A 21,784-nucleotide genomic window follows, 5' to 3' on the forward strand; every position below is an offset into this window, starting at 1 on the left:
ATTCAGCCCCCCCCATTACAAAAATCATCCAATCAGTCACTAAAAAACTGTATTTTCAAGCCGCCAAGACGTATCCTGTGCACCATGCAACTGAGCGATCATGACCTAAACCAACTGGATGAAGACAGGCTTCTGGACTTACCGGAAGAGGATTTGCGTCGCCTTTCGATTCGCTTGCTCAACGATCTCAAGGAAGCACGCGAGCGCTTGAAGCAAAACTCGCGCAATAGCTCCCGGCCACCCAGTAGTGAAGCACCGTGGGATAAGGCGAACGATACAGCCAGTGATACCGATGCGATAGACGCTGGCGAAGACACGCCGGACCAGGAGGCAGATAACACATCTTCCGCCCCACCTGCTAAAGAATCCAAACAAGATTCTCAAACCGACTCGTCTCAAGCTTCGGATGATGTGCGTAAACCCGGTAAGCAGCCTGGTGCGCAAGGCTTCGGTAGACAGCAAGTCCTGCCGGTGACCGACTATCAAGACCATCGTCCCGAGCTTTGCGCGTGTTGCGGTACTGTGTTCACGACAAGTCAGCAAAAAGCGTATACCGCTTTTGATACCGTTGACCTCACCTGGGCTGACGCGAACGATCCGGGCTTGAGATTGATCACGACGCGGCATACCTATTATGAAGCGACGTGTCACTGCGGCCATGTGACGCGAGGCGAACCGTATCGTCATGTGCCCCACGGCAGTTTGCCGAACGTCGTGTGCAGCGAATGGCGCCTGGTCGGGCCGGGTTTAGCCGCCTTGATTGTGTGTCTGGCCTATCGCATGCGGCTATCCCGTGAGCGCATCCGCGAATTCTTGCAGGATTGGTTAGGGTTAAGTCTCAGTGTCGGCACCATCAACAACACCCTGCATGAAAGCGGCGCGGCGGCGCTGCCGATCGAAGACGAACTCATTGACGCCGTGGTCAATAGTCAATTACTGCATGTCGATGAAACGTCTTGGATGGAACTGACGACCTTCTTATGGCTGTGGGTGTTCAGTACGGATACCGTGACTGCTTACTGGATTGCCTACCGCAGTGCCGAATTGCTCGAGAACCTCTTGGGCTCGGATTACTTGGGCTGGCTCATGAGCGATGGCTACCAAGCCTATCGCAGATACCCGAATCGCGTGCGTTGCTGGGCGCATCTGCTGCGCAAAGCCCAAGGGCTGGAAGAGAGTTTCGACCCTGTGGCACGCCAGTTCGGCAAACAAACACTAGCGTTGCTGAATACACTGATGAACGCGATTCGAGAGGCCCGTGTCGACCCACCCGACAAACTGTTGACGGAAACCTTTCAAGAATCACTGGCGCTCTATCGAGCGCTATGCGAAAGCCTGCGCGAAGCAACGCATAAAAAGACGCGTGAGCTGGCCGGTGAAATGCTCAATGATTGGGAGGCGATCTTTCAGGTCGTTGCATCCTATCATTTGCCGTTGACCAACAACGAAGCCGAGCGGGCACTGCGGCACTGGGTGATTTTGAGACGCATCAGCTATGGCACTCGCACCGAACAAGGCTCGCGGGTATTCGCCATTTTAATCAGCGTGATCGAAACCTGTCGTAAAAGACAGCAATCCCCTTGGCTTTATTTGGCAGTAGTCATTGATCATCAGCGAACCGGTCGGCCGATTCCAAAATTGCCTCCAGTGGACTGGGGGTCTGAATAGTTACGCAAGGCCAGCTCGTGAATCATATCGAGCTTGATTTCTTGATCCTCCGGAACGAAATCGAAGATCGTCAGCGCCGATTCGACCGATGGCAAGCGGCTCAATTGGCGCGCCTTGTCGAGAGCTTCCGATTCACTGGAAGCCAGTATCGTCAAGGTCATCGGCGATGTCTGTTTGGTTTCCAGCAACTCCAAAAATGTCGCTACGGATTCGCTTTTCGGGTCACGCAAGTTCAAGGGATTGAAATCGAATCGAACTTGCGTCAATAAGCCTAAACCGGCGAGCGTTAAAGCGAGCGCCATCCATTTAATGCGCATATGATGCCGCATCGGAATCTCGTAAACCCAATCCGGAAAGATGCTTTGAGACAGCTTGGCACTCGGCTTGAGCGGAAACAGCTGCAACAATGCCGGCAATACCGTTACCGACACGACTAAGGCAATAAACATCCCCCCGCCGGCAATCACGCCGAGTTCGGAAACCCCAGTATATGCAGTCGGAACGAAGGAAAAAAAACCGACCGCAGTCGTCACGGCGCAAAGCATAATCAACGGACCGACTTTGCGCACGGCTTGAATCAGCGCTTGTTGTTGCGGAATCTGTCGTCGCAACAACTCTTGGTAGCGCAAACTGAGCTGTACCGTATAATCGACGCCGATACCGATATAAAGCACCGCGAACGACACCGAAATCAGATTCAAATGCCCAACAGCCAAGGTGGCGAATCCTGCGGTCAACACCAAGCCCATCAACAACACGGTAAAAGTAATCAGCACCAATTTCACCGATCGTAAGCCGATAAACAAGGCCGTACACACGAGAATTATCGAAAAAAACGAAGCGATTTGCGCACTGCGCTGAACGCTTTCCAACTCATCATGCTCAAGTACAACCTCGCCGGTCAAGCGAATCGAAACATCGGGAAGCGCCGATTTCGCATCCTCGACAATAGCGCGAACGCTCTGCAAGGCTTTTTCGCTCGGAATCAACTCAGTGAAATCGAGCACAGGCTTCAACAAAATGAAGCGTTTCGTACTCAATAAGTCTTGTTCATCGCTCAACATCAATTGTTGCCAAGACAGGCGAATATCGCGGTTGTCGAGCAAGCCCTCGGTCACATGCGCGACGTTATCCAACAAGGGATTCAAATCGACCGGCAACTCGCGGTCCTCGCCAGTCAAGGCCAGTCCGATAATCTCCAAAAAGCTTTTCAGCGTGTTATCGCTCGATAAGGCGCCGATAAAAGGTTGCGCTTCGATCAAATTCGCGGCCAATTCATTGAGCGTCTCGAAATCCAGATAAAGCAAGCCGTGACGGTCGAAAAAAGCCCCCTCGCCCGGTGCATAAACCGATTCGATACCTTCGGTTTCCCGCTTAAACCGCTCTACCAAGTTAGCGACCGCCTGCGAGGCTCTTTCCGGCGTCTCGGCATCGACCACGACCAGAATGGCCTCTTCGTCCTGCGGAAAAGTTTCCAGAAAACGGGTCCTATCCTGCAAAAACGGCAATTCTTTCGACAATATCTCGGTCGTGTCGGTGTTTATGCCCAGATTATGAAAGGCGTAGTGCAAACTGAACCCGCAAACGATTAACAGCAGCGCGATAACCGTTTTCGGAAATTGAATCAAGAAAGTATCTAATTTGGCAAAGAATCTGCCGAATATTGCCAACAATTTGTTCATGCATCCACCTATGACTGTACTTTTTATTTAGTTTGCAACAGTTCATCGAGCTTGTCGAATGGATGAGGTTGAACAAATTTGTCGGGATGGATTTGAGATGAAATCAAGTGATTTCGGGGCTTCGCATCTAGTGTCTACGAAACCCCGTAAGAGTCGATTAACCGAAGTGTCACGACCTCACCGCTATGCGAAATCTATAAACACGCATCTACCCTTTATCCTATGCATCAACGCAGATTTCATCTCGGAAAATTATATTGTTGCTGAGGATAACCTGGCTGTTGAGGATATTGCTGTGGATAACCACCCTGCGGTTGCGGAGGATAGCTTTGTTGATTTGGATAGCCTTGCTGCGGGTAGCTATTTTGTGGCGGACGAGGATAGTTCTGTTGTTGCGGGTAATTTTGTTGTTGAGGGACTCCTTGAGGTTGCTGAGGATTGGTACCCTGATTGACAGGAGTTTGGTTAGCAACGATAGCCAACTCAACACGCCGGTTTTGAGCTCGATTCTCTTCGCTGGTATTGGGGACTTTCGGCATCGATTTACCCATCCCTTGCTGTGTGATCCGGGCATAATTGACTCCGCGCTGAATCAAATAATTCGAAACACCGCCTGCCCGTTGATCGGACAATTTAAGATTATAACTTTCGCTGCCGATATCGTCGGTATGTCCAGTGACGGTAATGTTGGATTCGGGATAATGATTCAACACATTGGCAACGGAATCCAATGCGCTCATCGCCTGGGGTGTCAATTGCGCGGAATCGAAGCCGAACGTAATGCTGCTCGGCATCGTCAGGTTAAGTGTATTTTCCGAACTTCTTTGTATTTCGATGCCCGTACCCTGCAAGGATTCGCGCATCTCTTGTTCTTGATTATCCATATACAGACCGACTGCAGCACCGACCGCGCCTCCGGCCAGCGCACCCAGACCTGCATTTTTCCAGTCGTTACCGCCGAATAAAGTGCCGGCGCCTGCGCCTACCGCCGCGCCTATGCCGGTTCCCATCGCGGTCTTGCTCATCCGGGATTGCCCGGAATAAGGATCGGTCACACAAGCCGATAAAAGTACGGAGCTAACAGCCAGTATTAAACATTTATTTTTCATAAACATAGATTCTCACGGTAAATTTGAAGCTATTAATAATTTTATATTGCTACAGATTAAAACACTAAATTAAAGCTGAGCTGAATAAGCTTTAGCTGCATGATTTTTGAGATACACCTATCGCATAAAATTTCGGCAATAGCGTATGTAAGGCACAGGAGTGTTCGCCAAAGGCTTTAACAGTCCATCACCTAGCGTTAAGTGAAGGACTGTCAAAGATCCGGTCAATCGAGCAACTGACTTTCCAAAAATAGGGCAATTATTTACGACAAAACCCTATATCGTTTTATCTTCTTCCGAGTGATACTTCCCGACAATCCAATAAGTTACACCTAAAGCCAGCAAAACAACGCCTGATGCGTAGACATACTGCGGATCGATCGCTTTATAATCGAAGATAATAATTTTCCGAGCAACCGCCATGACTGCGGTTGCAAGCACTAACCGGATCGGAATGACATCAGTACGTAAATACAGCGTGATATTGATAAAAATTTCGATGGCAATCAAAACCATCATAAACGATCCGAAAGTCGCCAAAATATCGCTGACTGTCAGCATTAGATAAGGCGGAGTAAATAGTTTATCGAAAATAACGACAACGACATCCCAAACACCGAATATGATCACCGCCACCATCAAAACGGCTAAAACGTTGACGGCTTTGATAATTGTTTTATGCAAACTTCCAATCAGAGGATTCACATCTTCCGTGGGTAATTCGGCGTGAGCCATTTGGGCTTGATATTTTTTTCTAAAATGCTGCATCAGCAAAGAGACAATGTTTTGCTCGTGTATGAAATAATCCGACCCGGCATCATGCTCAAAAAACGAATTCAGCCCTTCCACGTTCGATAAATCGGCATCGGTAATTTTTTTAAATCCCATGCTCCAGTCGGGAAACTGTCTTTTATCGACAACCTTACGCTCAAGGATATTTATCCCACTATGACGCGGATCTTTTTTAATACAGTTATAAAGAGCATCCACGTCCTTATCTTCGCCTTCCAAAACTTGAACGAAGGTATCCTGGCAATACAACAACATGCCTGTAATATTCCGAGCCGCATTATTAACTCGGCACTTCTCAAGCATATTCAACATATCTTCATCACTCATCGGACTAGTCGCCGAACTGATATAAAGCATACGGATCAACATGTTTACCCCTTCTAAAATTTATAATTATTATTGAGCGATTCATTATAAACCCCAATGAATCTCTGAAAATAGGATACCTCGATATTTACTTTCGACAATGAAATTGAATCATTCCTTGCGCATTGTGACTAGCCGAACTTAAGCGTTAACAAGCAAAGGTAATGCGAGTGTCGTTTCCGAGTGGACTGGAAATTGGAGATAAAATCCAAAAGCAACTAGTAGGAAGTGACTTAAAATCTATGTTTATTCGTTCGGATTATCTTCGATATCTTGGTAATTAGCATCCGAAAAACGAGGCGTGCAGATCGCCAGAAAAATCAAATCTTCCGGTCCGATATTGGCAATCCGTTGCCGGCACGCCGGCGGGATCAACACGATGTCGCCTGGCTCGACTTCTTGCGGCGGTAAACTTCCGATTTCAACCCGTCCCATGCCTTGTATGATGACATAACGCTCGACGGTTCCGACAAGACGATGCCAACGTGTCGTAACGCCCGGCTCGACGCGGGCTCTTGCAATGGACAAATCCGGATCGTCGAAGCTATTGGACTGCTCGATAATGAAACACTGTTCCGGAGTGTAAAATTCATCGTCGAGATTTAGTTTTTTTATCGATGCTTGCATTGATTTTTTCCAGGCATTTTTAAAGATTTAATCGAACGGCACAAGGACAAGGACAAGGGAATTATTCAGCTCTCTGTTTTTTATACCATTTGGTAACATGGTTTCTTGCTTAAAAAAAGGGTACTGACTATTCACATACTGGAAACTAAAAAACGGTTGGCAGCTTTTCTGTTGTAATTATTCACACCCCTATCGTTCCCACGCTCCGGCGTGGGAATGAAGACCGAGACGCTCTAGCGTCTCGTACCGCTGGGGCGGTACTCAGGCGTTCCCACGCAGAGCGTCACTGCCATTAAGTTAAGGTCCTTGGAGTTTTACTCCCCTCTTTGAAAAAGAGTGGCTGGGGGAGATTTTTCCTCGTTCCCATCGCTCCAGCGTGGGAACGCATACCGATCTGGTTTCGACAGCCAAGGCACGGATTCCCACGGAGGACCGTGGGAACCAGAAAAGGCTTAGCTTAATGGCAGTGTCGCAGAGCGTGGGAACGATAATTTCCGGGGGACTGAATAGTTACTTTCTGTTTACATAACACAGGTTCGGGAAAACAAGATTTCTGTTATGTTAAGAAATATCCCTCAAGTATTCACTTTCAAATAATTCACGATGCATCACGCCAATTTAGCCGAAGCCTTCCAAAACATTCTGCCGTTCGAATCGGTACTGTACGAGCCCGAGGATCTAAGGCCTTATGAATGCGATGGACTGCCGGCGTACCGGCAACTGCCGATGATCGCGGTTTTGCCTGGCAATGAAACCGAGGTCATCGAAATCCTAAAAATCTGCGAAGCGGAAAAAATTCCGGTCGTCGCGCGCGGTGCCGGCACCGGGCTTTCCGGCGGCGCGTTGCCGCATGCCGACGGCGTACTGCTGTCCTTCGCCAAACTAAACGGAATACTCGAAATCGACCCCGTGGCCTGTACCGCGCGCGTGCAACCCGGCGTGCGGAATCTTGCAATCAGCGAAGCAGCCGAAACCTACGGGCTGTATTACGCACCCGACCCATCATCGCAAATTGCCTGCACGATCGGCGGCAACGTCGCCGAAAATTCCGGCGGCGTCCATTGCCTGAAATACGGACTGACCGTGCACAATATCCTGAAACTGCGAGTGTTGACTATCGAGGGCGATGTGCTCGAAATCGGCTCGGAAGCGCTCGATAGCTCAGGGTTCGATCTGCTCGCTCTGATGACCGGCAGCGAAGGCATGCTCGGCATTATCAGCGAAATCACCGTGAAACTGCTGCCGAAACCCGGAACGGCCCAGTTGGTGATGGCCGCATTCGACGACATCGAAAAGGCCGGCGCGGCGGTCGCGAATATTATCCGGGCAGGCATCGTGCCGGCCGGTCTGGAAATGATGGACAAGATGACGATACAGGCCGTAGAAGCCTTCATTCATGCCGGCTACGATCCAGACGCCGCCGCGATTCTTTTGTGCGAATCCGACGGCTCGAACGAAGCGGTTGCCGAAGAAATCAAGAAGATACGAAACATCATGCGCGAAAGCGGCGCGGTCCGTATCGATACCGCGCGCGACGAGGCCGAACGCCGTCGTTTTTGGGCCGGGCGCAAGGCCGCCTTTCCGGCGGCCGGCCGAGTCTCGCCCGATTATTACTGCATGGACGGCACGATTCCGCGCAAGCATCTCGCCGAAGTTCTGCGCCGAATCGAAGACTTGTCTTCCGAATTCGGACTGCGCTGCATGAACGTGTTTCACGCCGGCGACGGCAATCTGCATCCGTTGATTCTATACGACGCAAACCGGGACGGCGAACTCGAAAAAGCCGAAGCCTTCGGCGCGCGCATCCTCGAAATCTGCATCGAGGCCGGCGGTTCCTTGACCGGCGAACACGGCGTCGGCATCGAAAAATTGAATCAAATGTGCATGCAATTCGGCGACGACGAGCGCGACCTGTTTCATGCCGTCAAGGCCGCATTCGATCCGGACGCGCTGCTGAATCCCGGCAAGGCGATTCCATCTTTGCACCGTTGCGCCGAATTCGGCGCGATGCATGTCCATCGCGGCGACGAGAAGTTTCCGGATTTACCGAGATTCTGAACATGGAAGCGATAGTCGAACAACTCACAGAATGCGTCGTCAACGCGAACGAGAACAAACAGGCGCTTTGCATTCGCGGCGGCGGCAGCAAAGACTTTTACGGCAATCCTCAAGGGCTGCACGATTCGAAGCTGGAAACCGGACCGTATCGAGGCATCGTCGATTACGATCCGACGGAACTGGTCGTCAGCGCCCGAGCCGGAACTCCATTATTAGAACTGGAAAACCTATTGAACGAACACGGCCAGATGCTGGCCTTCGAACCGCCTGATTTCAACGGGGCGGCGACGCTGGGCGGTTGTATCGCGGCCGGACTTTCGGGACCGAGGCGCGGCTATGCCGGAGCGGCCAGAGATTTCGTGCTCGGCGTCAAACTGCTCGACGGCCGGGGCCGAATTTTGAACTTCGGCGGCCGGGTCATGAAGAACGTCGCCGGCTACGACGTCTCGCGCCTGATGACCGGCGCGATGGGCACGCTGGGTGTCATACTCGAAGCCTCGCTCAAAGTGCTGCCGAAACCGGAAACCGAACGAACGCTTTGTTTCGAACTGCCGGTCGAGCAGGCACTGGAAACGATGCGGCGCTGCGCCGGCCAAACCTTACCGATTTCGGCAACCTGTCATATCGACCGGCGTCTTTATATCCGGCTCTCCGGCATCGAGTCCGCCGTTGATGCCGCGCACGTCAAGCTGGGCGGAGACGAATTCGGCGGCAATCTGAGCTTTTGGGAATCGATCAAAGATCAGACGCATCCCTTTTTTCGCGACAACAAAAGGCTCTGGCGTTTATCAGTCAAGCCCACTGCCCCGCCGTTTTCGATCACCTGCGAACAAGCGATCGAATGGGGCGGCGCCCTACGCTGGTTTGCGGCGGCCAAAGATTATGATGCGACAGCGGTTCGCGCACAAGCCGAAAAAGCCGGCGGACATGCGACGTTGTTCCGCGGCAAGGACCCGAACATACCGGCCTTTCATCCGCTGCCGCCGGCCTTGTTGAATATTCATCGGCGCCTGAAACGACAATTCGACCCGGCCGGCATCTTCAATCCGCAGCGTCTGTTTCCGGAGTTTTAAACGATGCAGACCAAACTCGACGAACGATATCAAAATACGTCGCAAGGCCGCAAAGCCGAAACGATACTGCGTAACTGCGTCCATTGCGGCTTCTGTCTTGCGACCTGCCCGACCTACCAGCTTTCGGGAAATGAACTCGACAGCCCGCGCGGCCGGATTTATCTGATCAAACAACTGCTCGAAGGCCAGGAAGTCACGCGGAAGACGCAATTACACTTGGACCGCTGCCTAACTTGCCGCGCCTGCGAAAGCACCTGTCCTTCAGGCGTGGAGTACGCGCACTTGCTCGATATCGGCCGCAATGAAGTCGAACAAACGATAACTCGCTCTCCTATCGACCGGATGCTTCGTTTCGCGTTGCGCAAGGTACTGCCGAACCGCAATTTGTTTGCGTTTGTTTTGAAATCGGCTAGGCTGGGCCGGCCCTTGCTGCCCGAGCGATTGCAAAGAATGGTGCCAGCCCAACCGAAGATTCGGCAAAACCCGCCGCAGGCCAATCATCCACGTAGAATGCTGGTGCTGCAAGGCTGCGTGCAACCCGCGTTAAATCCCGACATCAACCACGCTGCAGAACGCGTGCTGGACAAGCTCGGCATAACGCTTCTCGAAGCGCAAAAAGCCTCTTGCTGCGGCGCTCTCGCCTATCATCTCGACGCACAACCCGAAGGACTGGATGCAATGCGCCGTCTGATCGATGCCTGGTGGCCCTACATTGAAAATCCCGATAAGCCGATTGAGGCGATCGTCGTCACGGCGAGCGGCTGCGGCGTTATGGTCAAGGATTACGGCCGTCTGCTGAAACACGACTCGGCTTACGCCGAAAAGGCGGCCCGCGTTTCGGAACTGACCAAAGACATCGGCGAAATCGTCGCCGCGGAACTGCCCGAACTGACTCGCCTACTGGAAAACTGCCCAGCGCCCGAGGCCGAAACCATCGCGTTTCACGCGCCTTGTACGCTGCAACACGGTCAGCGGCTCAATGGCGTCGTCGAAAACATTCTGCAAACGGTCGGTTTTCGATTGACCCGCGTCACCGATGCTCATCTCTGTTGCGGCTCGGCCGGCGCCTATTCGATAGTACAGCCTCACATCGCCCGGCAGCTACGCGACAACAAAATCGCCGCCTTGACCCGGGACGATTCGACTCTTCTGGTCACCGCGAACATCGGCTGTCAGATGCATTTGCAAAGCGGCACCCCGATGCCGGTGCGTCATTGGATCGAAATTCTGGACAAGGTTTTGTGCGGACAAACGGAAGACCGTTATCCCTAAATTCGGCTGTTTGACCATGAAACACATGAAGTTACTCCCTTTTGATTGAAAAATCGTCTTAGAATAAAAGGTATGGGATGTGTCTATCGAGGACCGCCGTAAACCCATCCATGGGGGCTTGACGGCAGCGTTCCCTGCTGCCGACATCCTCGCTAGCCACACCCCATACCTTCATAAAGGTAACTATTCAGTCCCCCGGCAATTATCGTTCCCATGCTCTGCGTGGGAATGCCTGAGTACCGCTCCAGCGGTACGAGACGCTAGAGCGTCTCGGTCTTCATTCCCACGCCGGAGCGTGGGAACGATAGGGGTGTGAATAATTACTCATAAAGTTAACTAATTTTTGAGTATAAAGGGAGTAATAAGGTATTCGATAAGATTATCTAAATATTCCAGCTAAGGATTAGGTCATAAATAACGTCCTTATTTTATGTGGGTTCGGTTGCTCGATTGACCGGTTCGGCGGCAGGGAGCCGCCGTCAGGCCTACAAGGACGTATCACCTAGCGCCTAAATTACCCAGGATAATGAATGATGGCCAATGGAATTTAGGTGCTGGGTGAATACATCCCTGTAGTCTCTATGCCAGCTCCATGCTGGCAAAGCCTTTGCCGCACACCCCGTCACCTCCTCAGCCACTGCCGAAATTTGAAGTGCGAAAGGTATAATTATTCACACCCCCCCTATCGTTCCCACGCTCCAGCGTGGGAACAAAGACCGAGACGCTCTAGCGTCTCGTACCGCTGGAGCGGTACTCAGGCATTCCCACGCAGAGCACTCGCCGTTATACACAAGTATCGGTAAACTTGCTAAACAGAGTTCGTCGTATACCTGGAAACGGTGCTGTTTGATAAATCTGCGGATATTGAACATCAGTGGCTTTCCCTCACCTAGCGTTAGGTGAGGGACGACGAAGGCGTCGCTCCCACAAGGGGGCGGATGCTCTGTGGGAGCGATCCCCAGATCGTCCACCACCTAACGCTAGGTGAGGGAAAGTCGGGAACGTTGGGCGACAAAAAATGGTATCGAAGCCTCATTTCCTCGTTCCCATCGCTCCAGCGTGGGAACGCATACCAATCTGGTTTCGACAGCCAAGGTACGGATTCCCACGGAGGACCGTGGGAACCAGAAAAGAAATGACAAGCTTCGCTTGTCGCACGGGGTCTGAATACTCACCCGTCGGGATATTTGCTTCGACAAGCCTAAGCTTCTTGTTGATCAGATTACTTTTACTGCGTAATCAATTATTATATGAACCGATTCAGTTGATTTCTCCAGCAATGAATTCGAGGTGTGCAATGTATTTAGTCAGGCTAATATACGCCAGCAGAGCAAGAGAAGGTTTCGGACCGACCGATATCGAGCAAATTTTAGGAGTTGCCCGCAAAACCAATGCCCAAAAAGGCATAACTGGCATGTTGTGTTTCAATGGTTATAATTTTTTGCAATCATTGGAAGGCTCGCGTACAGCTGTCAATGAATTGTACCGTCATATTCTTGAAGATAAACGCCATTTCGATACAACTTTGTTGGAATATCGCGAGATAATAGCCCGCGATTTTGATAATTGGCATATGGGATATCTAGGGTTGACCAAAGAAAATCAAGCGTTATTGTTGCGTTTTTCAAATAATTTGGAATTTGACCCTTTCAAGATGAGTGGCGCCACTGCTCATGCAATGTTGTGTGAATTAAGCGAGACGCTTCAATAGAAATTACCAGAATATCTTGAATTAAAAACCCAGCTTGACCTATCTAAGTAACTTACCTTAATCCGCTACTATGCCAAAATCTGTCACATTGAAGTCTCGATTAACCGTCCATTTCCTTTCATACGGTGTTTTTTTCTTTATAGCGAGCTTAATCTTTACTTTTTCCCTGCAAAACCATGACGTTTTTAATACATTATCAGTAGAAATACGATCTCAGGTTTTGCAAATCGCTTATATTTTTCTCGGCATACTGGCAGCATTTACCGCGCTTGTCGTTATTATGCTCAATATACTGCTAGAGAAAAACCTCACCATTCCGATTAACAAAGGCATTTCGCGGCTGGAAAACATGCAAAAGGATTTGAATATTCGTTTTGAATATTCAAATGACGATGAACTGGGAAGTTTATTTTCCGCTTTCAATGGTTATTCGAGCCAATTGCATCAAATCATAGAAGAAGTCGCAAGAACCTCGGACGACCTTAACGTTGCTGTCGAGCAATTTGCCGGCAATACTCACCAAAGTATCGATCTTGCACATTCACAACAACAAGAGACCGACCAAGTCGTCAAGGCGAGTGCTCAGATGACCGTTTCATCAAATGAAACGGCCGAGCATGCCGATGCGACTCAAAAAGTCGCCTCCGACGCTAAAGAACAAACCAAAATGGGATTACAAGTAGTCAATGAAACGATGTCCTCGATCAGTATGTTGGCAAATCAAATGGAATCCATGCAATCGGCGGTCAGTCGACTCGACCAGGGCAGTCACAATATCGGAGACGTAATCGACACTATCGCTAAAATTGCCGATCAAACGAATCTTTTAGCATTGAACGCGGCTATCGAGGCCGCTCGAGCCGGCGAGCACGGTCGCGGTTTTGCCGTTGTTGCCGATGAAGTTCGAAAACTCGCTTTTGATACGCAAGAAGCCACTCAACAAATACATGCCATCATCGCCGACCTGCAAGAATCTGCACAAGCAGTAACCGGTGCGATTGAACAAGGCACGACACAAGCGCATAACTGTGTAGAACAAGCCAATAAGGCCGGAGAATCTCTGCATACAATAGATCATCGAGTGGATTCGGTTTACGACATGGGAAAACAAATCGCTTTAGCCGCTCGCGATCAAAATAGCGTAGCAACCGATATTAGCCAAAGCATGCTGCGCATTAATGAACTCGCCGAGGCAAACGCTCAGGCAATGAATCAAAATCAAGAAGTGAGTCAAGCGCTGTCTCAGCGCGCCCAAAAACTGGAAAAATTGGTTTCCAACTTCAAAACCAACACACTCTCATCCAGCATCGTCGAATTTGGACGCGACGATATCGAAAGCGCTATGCGTAGAATGAGCAGCGAAGAATTGGATCGTATTGCATTCGGTGCAATCGAATTGGATAAAAACGGTCGCATTTTGCGATATAACTCCGCGGAAGGCGATATAACCGGACGCAATCCGAAAGAAGTCCTCGGTCGAAACTTCTTCACCGAAGTCGCCCCCTGTACAGACACTCCCCTATTCAAAGGCGAGTTCGACAAAGGGGCTCGTATGGGCTTTCTCAACAAAAAATTCGAATACACTTTTGATTACAACATGCGCCCGACCAAAGTTAAAGTACATATGAAAAAATCACTGAGTGGCGATACCTATTGGATTTTTGTTAAACGTGTATGATGTGGTGGAAAAACGGCGCTAATATGCGCCGATTGGTTGTCGATTTCGTTCTTGGGCATATAAGTCGATTACGCCCTGGCGCTCACATGCCGTCTCCGCAAGCAGTCATGCTTTCAGAAAACTGGCCGGCTTCGCCGCTCAACATTGACTCATTGGAATTGGTGGATTGCGCAACGGCATTCGCACGAATGTTGCATATTGCGGACTCCGGGCTGGAAGATTTTTTACTTGCCAAACCTTCGGTCAACGGTTGGAAGGAGATCGCGGCGGCGAGTCTTGAAAATTTTCATCAATTCATCAGTTTTTCTAGCTCAGGATCGACATCTTCTCCTGTCGTTACGACAATACCCCTCGGCCATATTCAACAAGAAGTCGATTTTATCGCTCAGCATTTGTTAACCGGCAATAGCGCTGTTCGTCGAATCTGGACTTTGATTCCGGCTCAACATATCTACGGCTTTATTTTTACAATGGCATTGCCGAGCAGATTGGTCAATCGACCGGAAGTGATAGATGGACGCCAACGCTTACCGATTTCATTAGAAAAAAGCTTACAGGATGGAGACATGATCGTTTCAATACCTGACTTTTGGCAACATTGGATAAATTCGGGTCTTAGATTGCCGCGTCCGGTTACGATTGTTATGGCCGGCGCACCTTGCGCACCAAAAATACTCGCGGCTTTATTAGCGCAAAACGCAGATACCATTGAAATTTACGGAGCAACCGAAACCGGAGGCATCGGCTATCGAAAAAAACCTGATGAGCCGTTTGCTTTATTCCCTTATTGGCAAATTGTCAACGATTCGATTCGTAACCATCTTCATAGCGCTAACATTCCAGACAAACTACACTGGGTAGATAAAAAACACTTCATTGTTCAAGGACGTAAAGACGGAAAAGTCCAAATCGCCGGAATCAATCTTAGTCTCGAAGCGATTGCTTCAGAGATCAAACAGCATGCTGCTATCCACGAATCGGTGGTTAGGTTCGACGGAAACCGGCTGAAAGCATACATCGTACCTAATAAAGACAGCCAACTAAACTCGTCCATGTTGATCGATGAACTGTCTTCATGGTTATCGACTCGACTGCCTAGTACACAGATACCCAAACATTTCACGGTAGGTTCAAAATTGCCGCGAAATGGGATGGGTAAACTATGTGATTGGGATTGATTACTCTTTTAATCCTACTTCCTTAATATACCCGTCGCAGATCAAAATTCGGCGCCTGGGTGTCCGCTAAAGGACGCCGTGAATACGTCCATGTAGGCTCTATGCCAGCTCCATGCTGGCAAAGCCTTTATGAGCGCCATGGATGGCGTGAATGTCGATTTTGCAGGAGCGAAAATCGACCGGACACCCAGGCACCTCCTCTGGCGCTGCCGAAATTTGAAGTGCGAAAGGTATATACCTATCGGAGATGTGTGTAAAAAATGCCCGCCCCACTTTTTCCACGCTTTTTCCTTGATTTTATGCGGTAAAATGCTCTCGATAAACGTCCCGTTCTGAAATCCGCTAAATAAACACTATGAAATCATCTTTATTGTTTTCGCTACGATTATCGTTATGTTGCATCCTAAGCCTATTGATCGCAAAGCTGCCGCATGCAGAAGAGACTTTATCCGTCGATAACGAAGCGGTGATCGAGCAATTGCAACAAGAATTTCACGATTCTTATCCGGAAACCGCCTCGCCTTCGAATAAAGTCCAAAGCCAAGAACTGATTGCTGCCGAAGCCGAATGGGGAATCCTACCGCCTTACCAGACTACGGTTTGGGCCTATAACGGGAAAATCGCCCCCGTTATCCGCATCAACCTGGGCGAAACGCTCAAGCTGACCTTGCACAACAAGTTACCGCAAGCGACCTCGATTCATTGGCACGGAATAAGACTGCCGAATGCCATGGACGGCGTGCCGGGCGTCACCCAGCCGGCCATCGAACCCGGCGCAAGCTTCACCTATGAATTTACCCCGAAAGACGCCGGCACGTTCTGGTTTCATCCACATGCCAATTCTCCCGAACAAATCGAACGCGGCTTGCAAGGACTATTGATCGTCGAAAACCCGGACGAGCCGAAATATTCGCAAGATCTCGCCTGGATCTTGGATGACTGGCTATTGGAAAAAGGCGCGAAAATTCACGACCGCTTCGTCACCGGTCATGACTTGATGCATGATGGACGCTGGGGCAACGTTGTGACGATCAACGGCCAGTACCGGCCGTCTATTCCGGTAAAACCCGGCGAACGCATTCGGATCAGAATGGTTAATTCCGCCAACGGTCGCGTGTTCGCGCCCACCGTGGAAGGCATCGAAACCCAAATTATCGCCGTTGACGGTCTGCCGGCCCAAAGCCCCATAACGTTACAAAATTTTTATTTGGCTCCCGGCAATCGCATCGATCTGGACCTGACCATTCCTAAAAACGCCGCCGGAAAAACATTCGCTGTTTTGGATAGCTTCGGCAACAAAGCCAACAACTTGGCCATGTTACAAGTGGAAGACACGGCAGCGGTAACTACGCCGACCTTCAAGCCCATCCAGGCCAAGCATTTTCCGAACTGGCGATCGGCAATCGACGCCCCGGTCACGCACGAGTTCATGCTGAACGCAATGCGCGGAGGCGAACACGGCATTACCTGGACCATTGACGGCCACAGCGGTCACGACACTATCGCGCAAGAACTGCAAGCCCATCGCTTTTACCGCCTGCGCTTTACCAACCGCTCTTATCGCTTGCATCCGATGCATCTGCACGGCCAATTCTTCCAAGTTATCGCGGTCGACGACCGGCCGGTGCGAGAAGGCTTTTGGCGCGACACGGTATTGATTGGTCCCAAGCAATCGGTCGATATTGGCTTGGTGCCGATCGACAAAGGGCTCTGGGCGCTACACTGCCATATTCTCGAACACGCCGAAGCGGGCATGATGACTACGATACGTATTCAATAATCCGAAAATCTCGGTACGAATTATCACGGAACATTGCTAGCGAGCAAAATCATTCGACTAAAATAACCCCGCTCTTCCCAAAAATACGGCTATAGGTTTTGAATATCAACTGACGTTCCTGTCGCCGAGGCCATGACTTGGTATTCGATGCTGAAATGTGTGCTTTGCCAATCCGGCCGCCACCATTAAGGCTCGGTTTTCACTAGAACCATGAGGAACGCGGTTTGAATGATGCTCCCATTCCTCTCCATGGTTTCTCGCCAATAACGGCTCCTCGCGAAGTACGATCCTAAGATGAAAACCGGCAGCCAAGATATACCTTTCGCACTTCAAATTTCGGCGCTTCAATACCTTCTCCCTCCGGGAGAAGGCTAGGATGAGGGGATAAAAAAACCGAAATTTGATATGCGAACACTATAGATAATTTCAAGATCTGCCCCCACTTCTCAAAAGTTTAGCCCAATTTCAGCACATGAACTAAATAGTTGTGGTTGGGCATGCCTTCATAGGGGCGATCGGGGCTTATCGTCATTTGGGTCTTGACGCCCCAATTATACATGTAGCCGGCTTCGTTAATGTAGACCCAATGGCGTAGGCCAAGAAAGCCGTTATTTATGTTCGCGTTATCACCGACACCGCATACGCAATTCTTGAAATTACTTAAGTTCTCTTTGCACCAGACACCATTGTGTGGAATCTCGGTCGCCTTGGCACCGATCCAGTCGATATATGCCATCAATGCGTTCTTTGTCATGGCAATACCCCAGCCGGCTTCGGTTGCCTTTGCTCCTTGAGTACCGCCACTCAACTTGATCGCATTGACTGATTTTTGGCACTCTAGGATCAGAGTGTCAATGGTCTTGTTGGCATGAACGCCTCCGAACGTCCGAGTGAACCTAACCAGTTCATCCGCAATCTCCGGTTTACTCAACTTAACATATTTTAGAAAAGCCAATATAGACAGCCCCAGGTTATATTCCAGTTCGTCCTGACTCAGTCCATTCAGAGCATCGCCGTCATTTTTCGATAGTAGTATTCCATGAATTACGGAGACGAACCCGCAAACACCACCCCAATAGTTTTGACCAAGAAGCTGCATGATAAACCCTCTTTTTTCTAGCGTTATAATTAAGAAAATGACTCATCCAGAATGGCGATAAAAATGTTTAATTTATAGCGATGTATGCGGTAATAGTTTAAAAACCATCGAAATCGTCATCCCGACAGGAATTGACGGGGCCCCGGCGACCCAAGCCGGGATGGCGCCAACTTTTAACGCGAACATAATCTAATTAATAGCCCATTCAACAAACGACGTCAATAAATCGGTAAATTGAGGTCAATCCTTATGGCACTCGCTCTTCACAGTTTCACTTATTTGACTAAGCGGATCGCAGCAAGGGCTTTGATTTTGCATTATTTCGTTGGTTTCCGAGAAACCGGGGTTTCGACTAGAACGGACACCCCCAGCGCGGCAGGATCTCCCTTGTGTCAAGATAGTTGCCGACGAACATTAAAAATTGAAGTGCAAGGTCGGGATGTCAAATGTAAGGTCTGCCCCACAGCCTTTCTCCGTCCGGCCTACACCCATAAAAACCGACCTCTAGCGCCCCGATGACCCAGGGCGGTCTCTCATTATTTTTCCTGATTAGCAAGATGCTTCAGCTTACCGAAGCCAAGTGTCCGAGCAGGGGCTAGTCGTAGTCGCAAAAACTAAAATATGCTGTTACCCAAGCTCCAGCTTGGGTAACCTGTTCAGGAAGCTCTAGCTTCCCGACAATCAAGAAAGATTGAACGAGCGAGTCGGCGTTGATTGAGAAAGTGCGGAGGTTGTGTCGGTCACAGGAAGCTGGAGCTTCCGGTGTGTCTTTCCCAAGCTGGAGCTTGGGAAAGAGCGTGAGTACATCAAGGAGAAAGGCTATCAAAACATTCATGCGTTAGTCGCATTTTCAGGTGAAGTGGAATTCAGTAAAAACGATCCGAACGTGGCCGGTTTGCGGGGCGAAAAGTTTAGCGAAAGCTCGATGAACCCCAATCTCAAAGGCCGTGACATGCGTAAAGCCTTTGATACGGACGATTATCAGGTCATGCTGGTCGCCAACAAATACCAAACCGGCTTTGATCAACCCAAACTTTGCGCGATGTATGTGGATAAGAAATTGGCCGGCGTGGAATGCGTACAGACGCTATCACGAATGAATCGGAATTATCCCGGCAAAGCGGAAACCGGCACGTTTATCTTGGATTTTTTTAATGATCCCGACGATATCCTGAAAGCCTTTCAGCCTTACTACCAAACCGCGGAACTTACGGATGTCTCCGATCCGGATTTAATCTTTGATCTGTACGACAAGCTGAGAGCCGCCAATATCTTTACTTGGCAGGAAGTGGAACAATTTTGCGATGCGTTTTTTGTCAAAAGCAAAAGCAATGCGGCACTGGCCAATATTTGCAAACCGGCGGTTGATCGCTGGCAAAAACGTTACAAATCGGCGGTGGATGCTTACAAACAAGCGAAAGCCATTTTTGAACGCACGAAAAAAACGGCCGATGCGGTGTTGATCGCGAATGCGGAAAATTCTTTCAAACAATGCAAGCAGGAAAAGGATGCCTTGGAAATCTTTAAAAAGGACTTGGGCTCCTTCGTGCGTTTTTATGAGTTTATGTCGCAGATTGTCGATTATGACGATAAAGCGCTAGAAAAGCTCAGTCTGTATGCGCGTAATCTACGGCCTTTGTTGCGCGAAACCTTTATGGAAGAAGACAACATAGATTTGGACAACGTGACCTTGAGTCATTACCGTCTTTCGATGATCCGCAAGCAAGACATCAAGCTACAAGAAAATTCCGCCGATTATAAGCTGGTGCCAGGCGATGATGTCGGCAAAGGTAAAGCCAAGTACAGAAAAGAGGAATTTCTGTCGCAGATTATCAGCCGCTTGAACGAGCTATTTATTACGGACAACCTGACAGAAAAAGACCTGGTCAATTACGCTTATGCCATCCGCGATAAAGTCAGTGAAAACGAGATCGTCATGAACCAAATTGCCAATAACACCGCCGAGCAAGCGATGCTGGGCGATTTTGTCAAAGCGATTGACGATGCCATCATCGATAGCAGCGAAGCGCATCAGAATCAGAAGCTGCAACTTTTATCCAATCCGGCAAAAGCCGCCGCCTTTGCTAAGGTGGTGTTTGATTTGTTGAAATCGTAGCGTTGCGAACTCAATGAATTCCACCGCATTAGGTCGGGTTAGGCGATAGCCGTAACCCGACTTGACGCTGGGGTTCTATACATGAGTATCTACACAATCTTTGTAACTATTTGAAAATAAAAAGAAAAATAATTTTTCAATCAAAAACACAACCCATTGATTATGTTATCTTTCATAAATATGTGTAGATACTCATGGGTTCTATGTCGGGTTACGCTTACGCTAACCCGACCTACGCAACCGATACCCGGCGCCGCAGCTTTGCTGCAAAACCCAGTAGACCTAAACCCAAAAGCTCAAGCGTGCCGGGAGCCGGAACCGATCCAGAACCAGTCTGCTGATCATTAATGGTATAGGTCAGCGAAGTCAGGCCATTGTTCCACCCGTCTGGACCGAAGCGGAACTGAAAGCCTGTCGTAGAAGTGACATTGGCTGTAACGTTGAACGGAGAATTAGATGGTGTTGGTATTTCTGCAGTACCCGTTGAAACTGGATTAACTAGATCATCGAGATCGAAAATGGACCAAGGTACTAATCGATTTCTGTTTAGATAATTTCCAAGCTCAAAGGAAATCAGGGTCAGTGAGGCGCCGCCGAGCGGTTCTAAATTGAAAACGCATATGGCTGATGCATTAGATCCGCAGTAAAACGCATCCTCTCCACTATAGCTGTCGTTCCACATGAACATGTTGCCATTAACACTCCAGGTGAAATTTATGTCGGCTGTGTCGCCGAAATTATCCGAAACAGTAGTTCCGTTTGCCACTGAAAAATCGCTGGGATTAAGCGTGATGGGTGCCGCATAGCTTGCGACCGAGAAACCGAGACCACCGACTAAAACAGCAGAGGTAAGCAGGGCATTGTTGAATAGCATTGAAGCCTCCTAATGACAAGAATACAAAAAAATAAAAAAGATATCTCTAAACTCAGGTTAGTTGCGAACATGATCGATACCTTTAAAAAAGGGGTTGAACAATTACTAGCCTCATGGTCCTAACTTTGATCGATACTGGATTTCTAATGTTAATTGCTTTAACCCCACAACCTTAAAGCAAAAAACACGCCATTTTTTATATCATTCATTTTTATGGTTTTTTTTGTTCTTAGATAAATATTGGCTAACCTTTGTAAAATTTATCGACAAACACAAAAAAGAGATAGCAATAAGGGCGCAAAATTGAACAATGTAATGAACAAAAAATGGCGGCACAAGAAAATGCGGTCGAATTTTTCACTAAACGCTATCTCTAAAGCAGCGTCTAGCTTGGGTTAACAGTCATTTGACAAGCCAACGCTTACAATAAACACTTAATAAAAATAATGTAAATTTTTTTGACATCAGAAACGAGTCCAAAGTAATTATTCACAACCCACTATCGTTTCTCCCCCCTGCATGGCAACGATAAATGCTTGAGTGAAAATATCACCCAATAAAGTACGCGGCATTGCCAAGCCGCATTGACACCGTTCTTTTCGATCTCTTTTGTCAAACGAACCAAAAGCCCGTTGGATTTTGATGAGGGATGCCCAGCGCCATGATGCGAAACGCGAGACACCGCAGATCAAGCGGCTAAC

15 protein-coding genes are annotated in these 21,784 nt (G+C 49.1%); 9 read left to right on the forward strand and 6 right to left on the reverse strand.

Features of this window, described 5'->3' with window-relative positions; translation table 11 throughout:
• Nucleotides 1–84: 84 nt before the first annotated feature.
• The gene (locus WJM45_RS12290) at nucleotides 85–1,668 is read left to right on the forward strand and encodes an IS66 family transposase (protein ID WP_341325176.1); all 1,584 of its coding nucleotides are present in this window, start codon (nucleotides 85–87) and stop codon (nucleotides 1,666–1,668) included.
• Here WJM45_RS12290 and WJM45_RS12295 read toward each other — a convergent pair.
• The 4 genes from WJM45_RS12295 to WJM45_RS12310 form a co-directional block, all read right to left on the reverse strand.
• On the reverse strand, nucleotides 1,611–3,350 hold the full coding sequence (locus WJM45_RS12295) for an MMPL family transporter (protein WP_341325392.1): 1,740 nt from the start codon (nucleotides 3,348–3,350) through the stop codon (nucleotides 1,611–1,613). The two genes, WJM45_RS12290 and WJM45_RS12295, sit on opposite strands and share 58 nt — an antisense overlap.
• 239 nt (nucleotides 3,351–3,589) lie before the next feature.
• The gene (locus tag WJM45_RS12300; RefSeq protein WP_341325393.1) at nucleotides 3,590–4,459 is read right to left on the reverse strand and encodes an OmpA family protein; all 870 of its coding nucleotides are present in this window, start codon (nucleotides 4,457–4,459) and stop codon (nucleotides 3,590–3,592) included.
• 276 nt (nucleotides 4,460–4,735) lie between these two features.
• Nucleotides 4,736–5,620, reverse strand: a complete 885-nt coding sequence (locus tag WJM45_RS12305; protein ID WP_341325394.1) for a phosphate-starvation-inducible PsiE family protein — start codon at nucleotides 5,618–5,620, stop codon at nucleotides 4,736–4,738.
• Between the two features lie 243 nt (nucleotides 5,621–5,863).
• Nucleotides 5,864–6,244: a cupin domain-containing protein gene (locus WJM45_RS12310; protein WP_341325395.1), complete on the reverse strand. Its 381-nt coding sequence runs from the start codon at nucleotides 6,242–6,244 to the stop codon at nucleotides 5,864–5,866.
• Between the two features lie 603 nt (nucleotides 6,245–6,847).
• Between WJM45_RS12310 and WJM45_RS12315 the strand changes: the two genes are divergently transcribed.
• The 7 genes from WJM45_RS12315 (at nucleotide 6,848) to WJM45_RS12345 (ending at nucleotide 16,994) form a co-directional block, all read left to right on the forward strand.
• Nucleotides 6,848–8,302 carry an FAD-linked oxidase C-terminal domain-containing protein gene (locus tag WJM45_RS12315; RefSeq protein ID WP_341325396.1) on the forward strand — a complete coding sequence of 485 codons (1,455 nt, stop codon included), beginning with the start codon at nucleotides 6,848–6,850 and terminating at the stop codon, nucleotides 8,300–8,302.
• A 2-nt stretch (nucleotides 8,303–8,304) separates the two neighbouring features.
• A complete protein-coding gene (glcE, locus tag WJM45_RS12320; protein ID WP_341325397.1) occupies nucleotides 8,305–9,375 on the forward strand; it encodes a glycolate oxidase subunit GlcE in 1,071 nt (356 codons plus the stop codon).
• Nucleotides 9,376–9,378: 3 nt separating this feature from the next.
• The gene (gene glcF / locus WJM45_RS12325) at nucleotides 9,379–10,647 is read left to right on the forward strand and encodes a glycolate oxidase subunit GlcF (protein WP_341325398.1); all 1,269 of its coding nucleotides are present in this window, start codon (nucleotides 9,379–9,381) and stop codon (nucleotides 10,645–10,647) included.
• A 1,297-nt stretch (nucleotides 10,648–11,944) separates the two neighbouring features.
• Nucleotides 11,945–12,358 carry a BLUF domain-containing protein gene (locus tag WJM45_RS12330; protein WP_341325399.1) on the forward strand — a complete coding sequence of 138 codons (414 nt, stop codon included), beginning with the start codon at nucleotides 11,945–11,947 and terminating at the stop codon, nucleotides 12,356–12,358.
• 220 nt (nucleotides 12,359–12,578) lie between these two features.
• Entirely contained in the window at nucleotides 12,579–14,036 is a 1,458-nt protein-coding gene (gene pyp / locus WJM45_RS12335; RefSeq protein WP_341325400.1) for a photoactive yellow protein, read from the forward strand.
• On the forward strand, nucleotides 14,033–15,214 hold the full coding sequence (locus tag WJM45_RS12340) for a hypothetical protein (RefSeq protein ID WP_341325401.1): 1,182 nt from the start codon (nucleotides 14,033–14,035) through the stop codon (nucleotides 15,212–15,214). Before pyp ends, WJM45_RS12340 begins: the two co-directional genes overlap by 4 nt.
• 355 nt (nucleotides 15,215–15,569) lie before the next feature.
• Nucleotides 15,570–16,994 carry a multicopper oxidase family protein gene (locus tag WJM45_RS12345; RefSeq protein ID WP_341325402.1) on the forward strand — a complete coding sequence of 475 codons (1,425 nt, stop codon included), beginning with the start codon at nucleotides 15,570–15,572 and terminating at the stop codon, nucleotides 16,992–16,994.
• Nucleotides 16,995–17,448: 454 nt separating this feature from the next.
• Here the strand turns inward: WJM45_RS12345 and WJM45_RS12350 are convergent, their stop codons facing one another.
• On the reverse strand, nucleotides 17,449–18,093 hold the full coding sequence (locus WJM45_RS12350; protein WP_341325403.1) for a hypothetical protein: 645 nt from the start codon (nucleotides 18,091–18,093) through the stop codon (nucleotides 17,449–17,451).
• Between the two features lie 733 nt (nucleotides 18,094–18,826).
• Here WJM45_RS12350 and WJM45_RS12355 point away from each other — a divergent pair.
• Nucleotides 18,827–20,209 carry a hypothetical protein gene (locus WJM45_RS12355; protein ID WP_341325404.1) on the forward strand — a complete coding sequence of 461 codons (1,383 nt, stop codon included), beginning with the start codon at nucleotides 18,827–18,829 and terminating at the stop codon, nucleotides 20,207–20,209.
• Nucleotides 20,210–20,441: 232 nt separating this feature from the next.
• On the opposite strand, the gene WJM45_RS12360 is transcribed toward WJM45_RS12355, so the two are convergent.
• Nucleotides 20,442–21,083, reverse strand: a complete 642-nt coding sequence (locus WJM45_RS12360) for a PEP-CTERM sorting domain-containing protein (protein ID WP_341325405.1) — start codon at nucleotides 21,081–21,083, stop codon at nucleotides 20,442–20,444.
• Between the last annotated feature and the right edge of the window lie 701 nt (nucleotides 21,084–21,784).

It is taken from the genome of Methylotuvimicrobium sp. KM2 (genome assembly GCF_038051925.1).
In the GTDB taxonomy this organism is placed as follows: domain Bacteria; phylum Pseudomonadota; class Gammaproteobacteria; order Methylococcales; family Methylomonadaceae; genus Methylotuvimicrobium.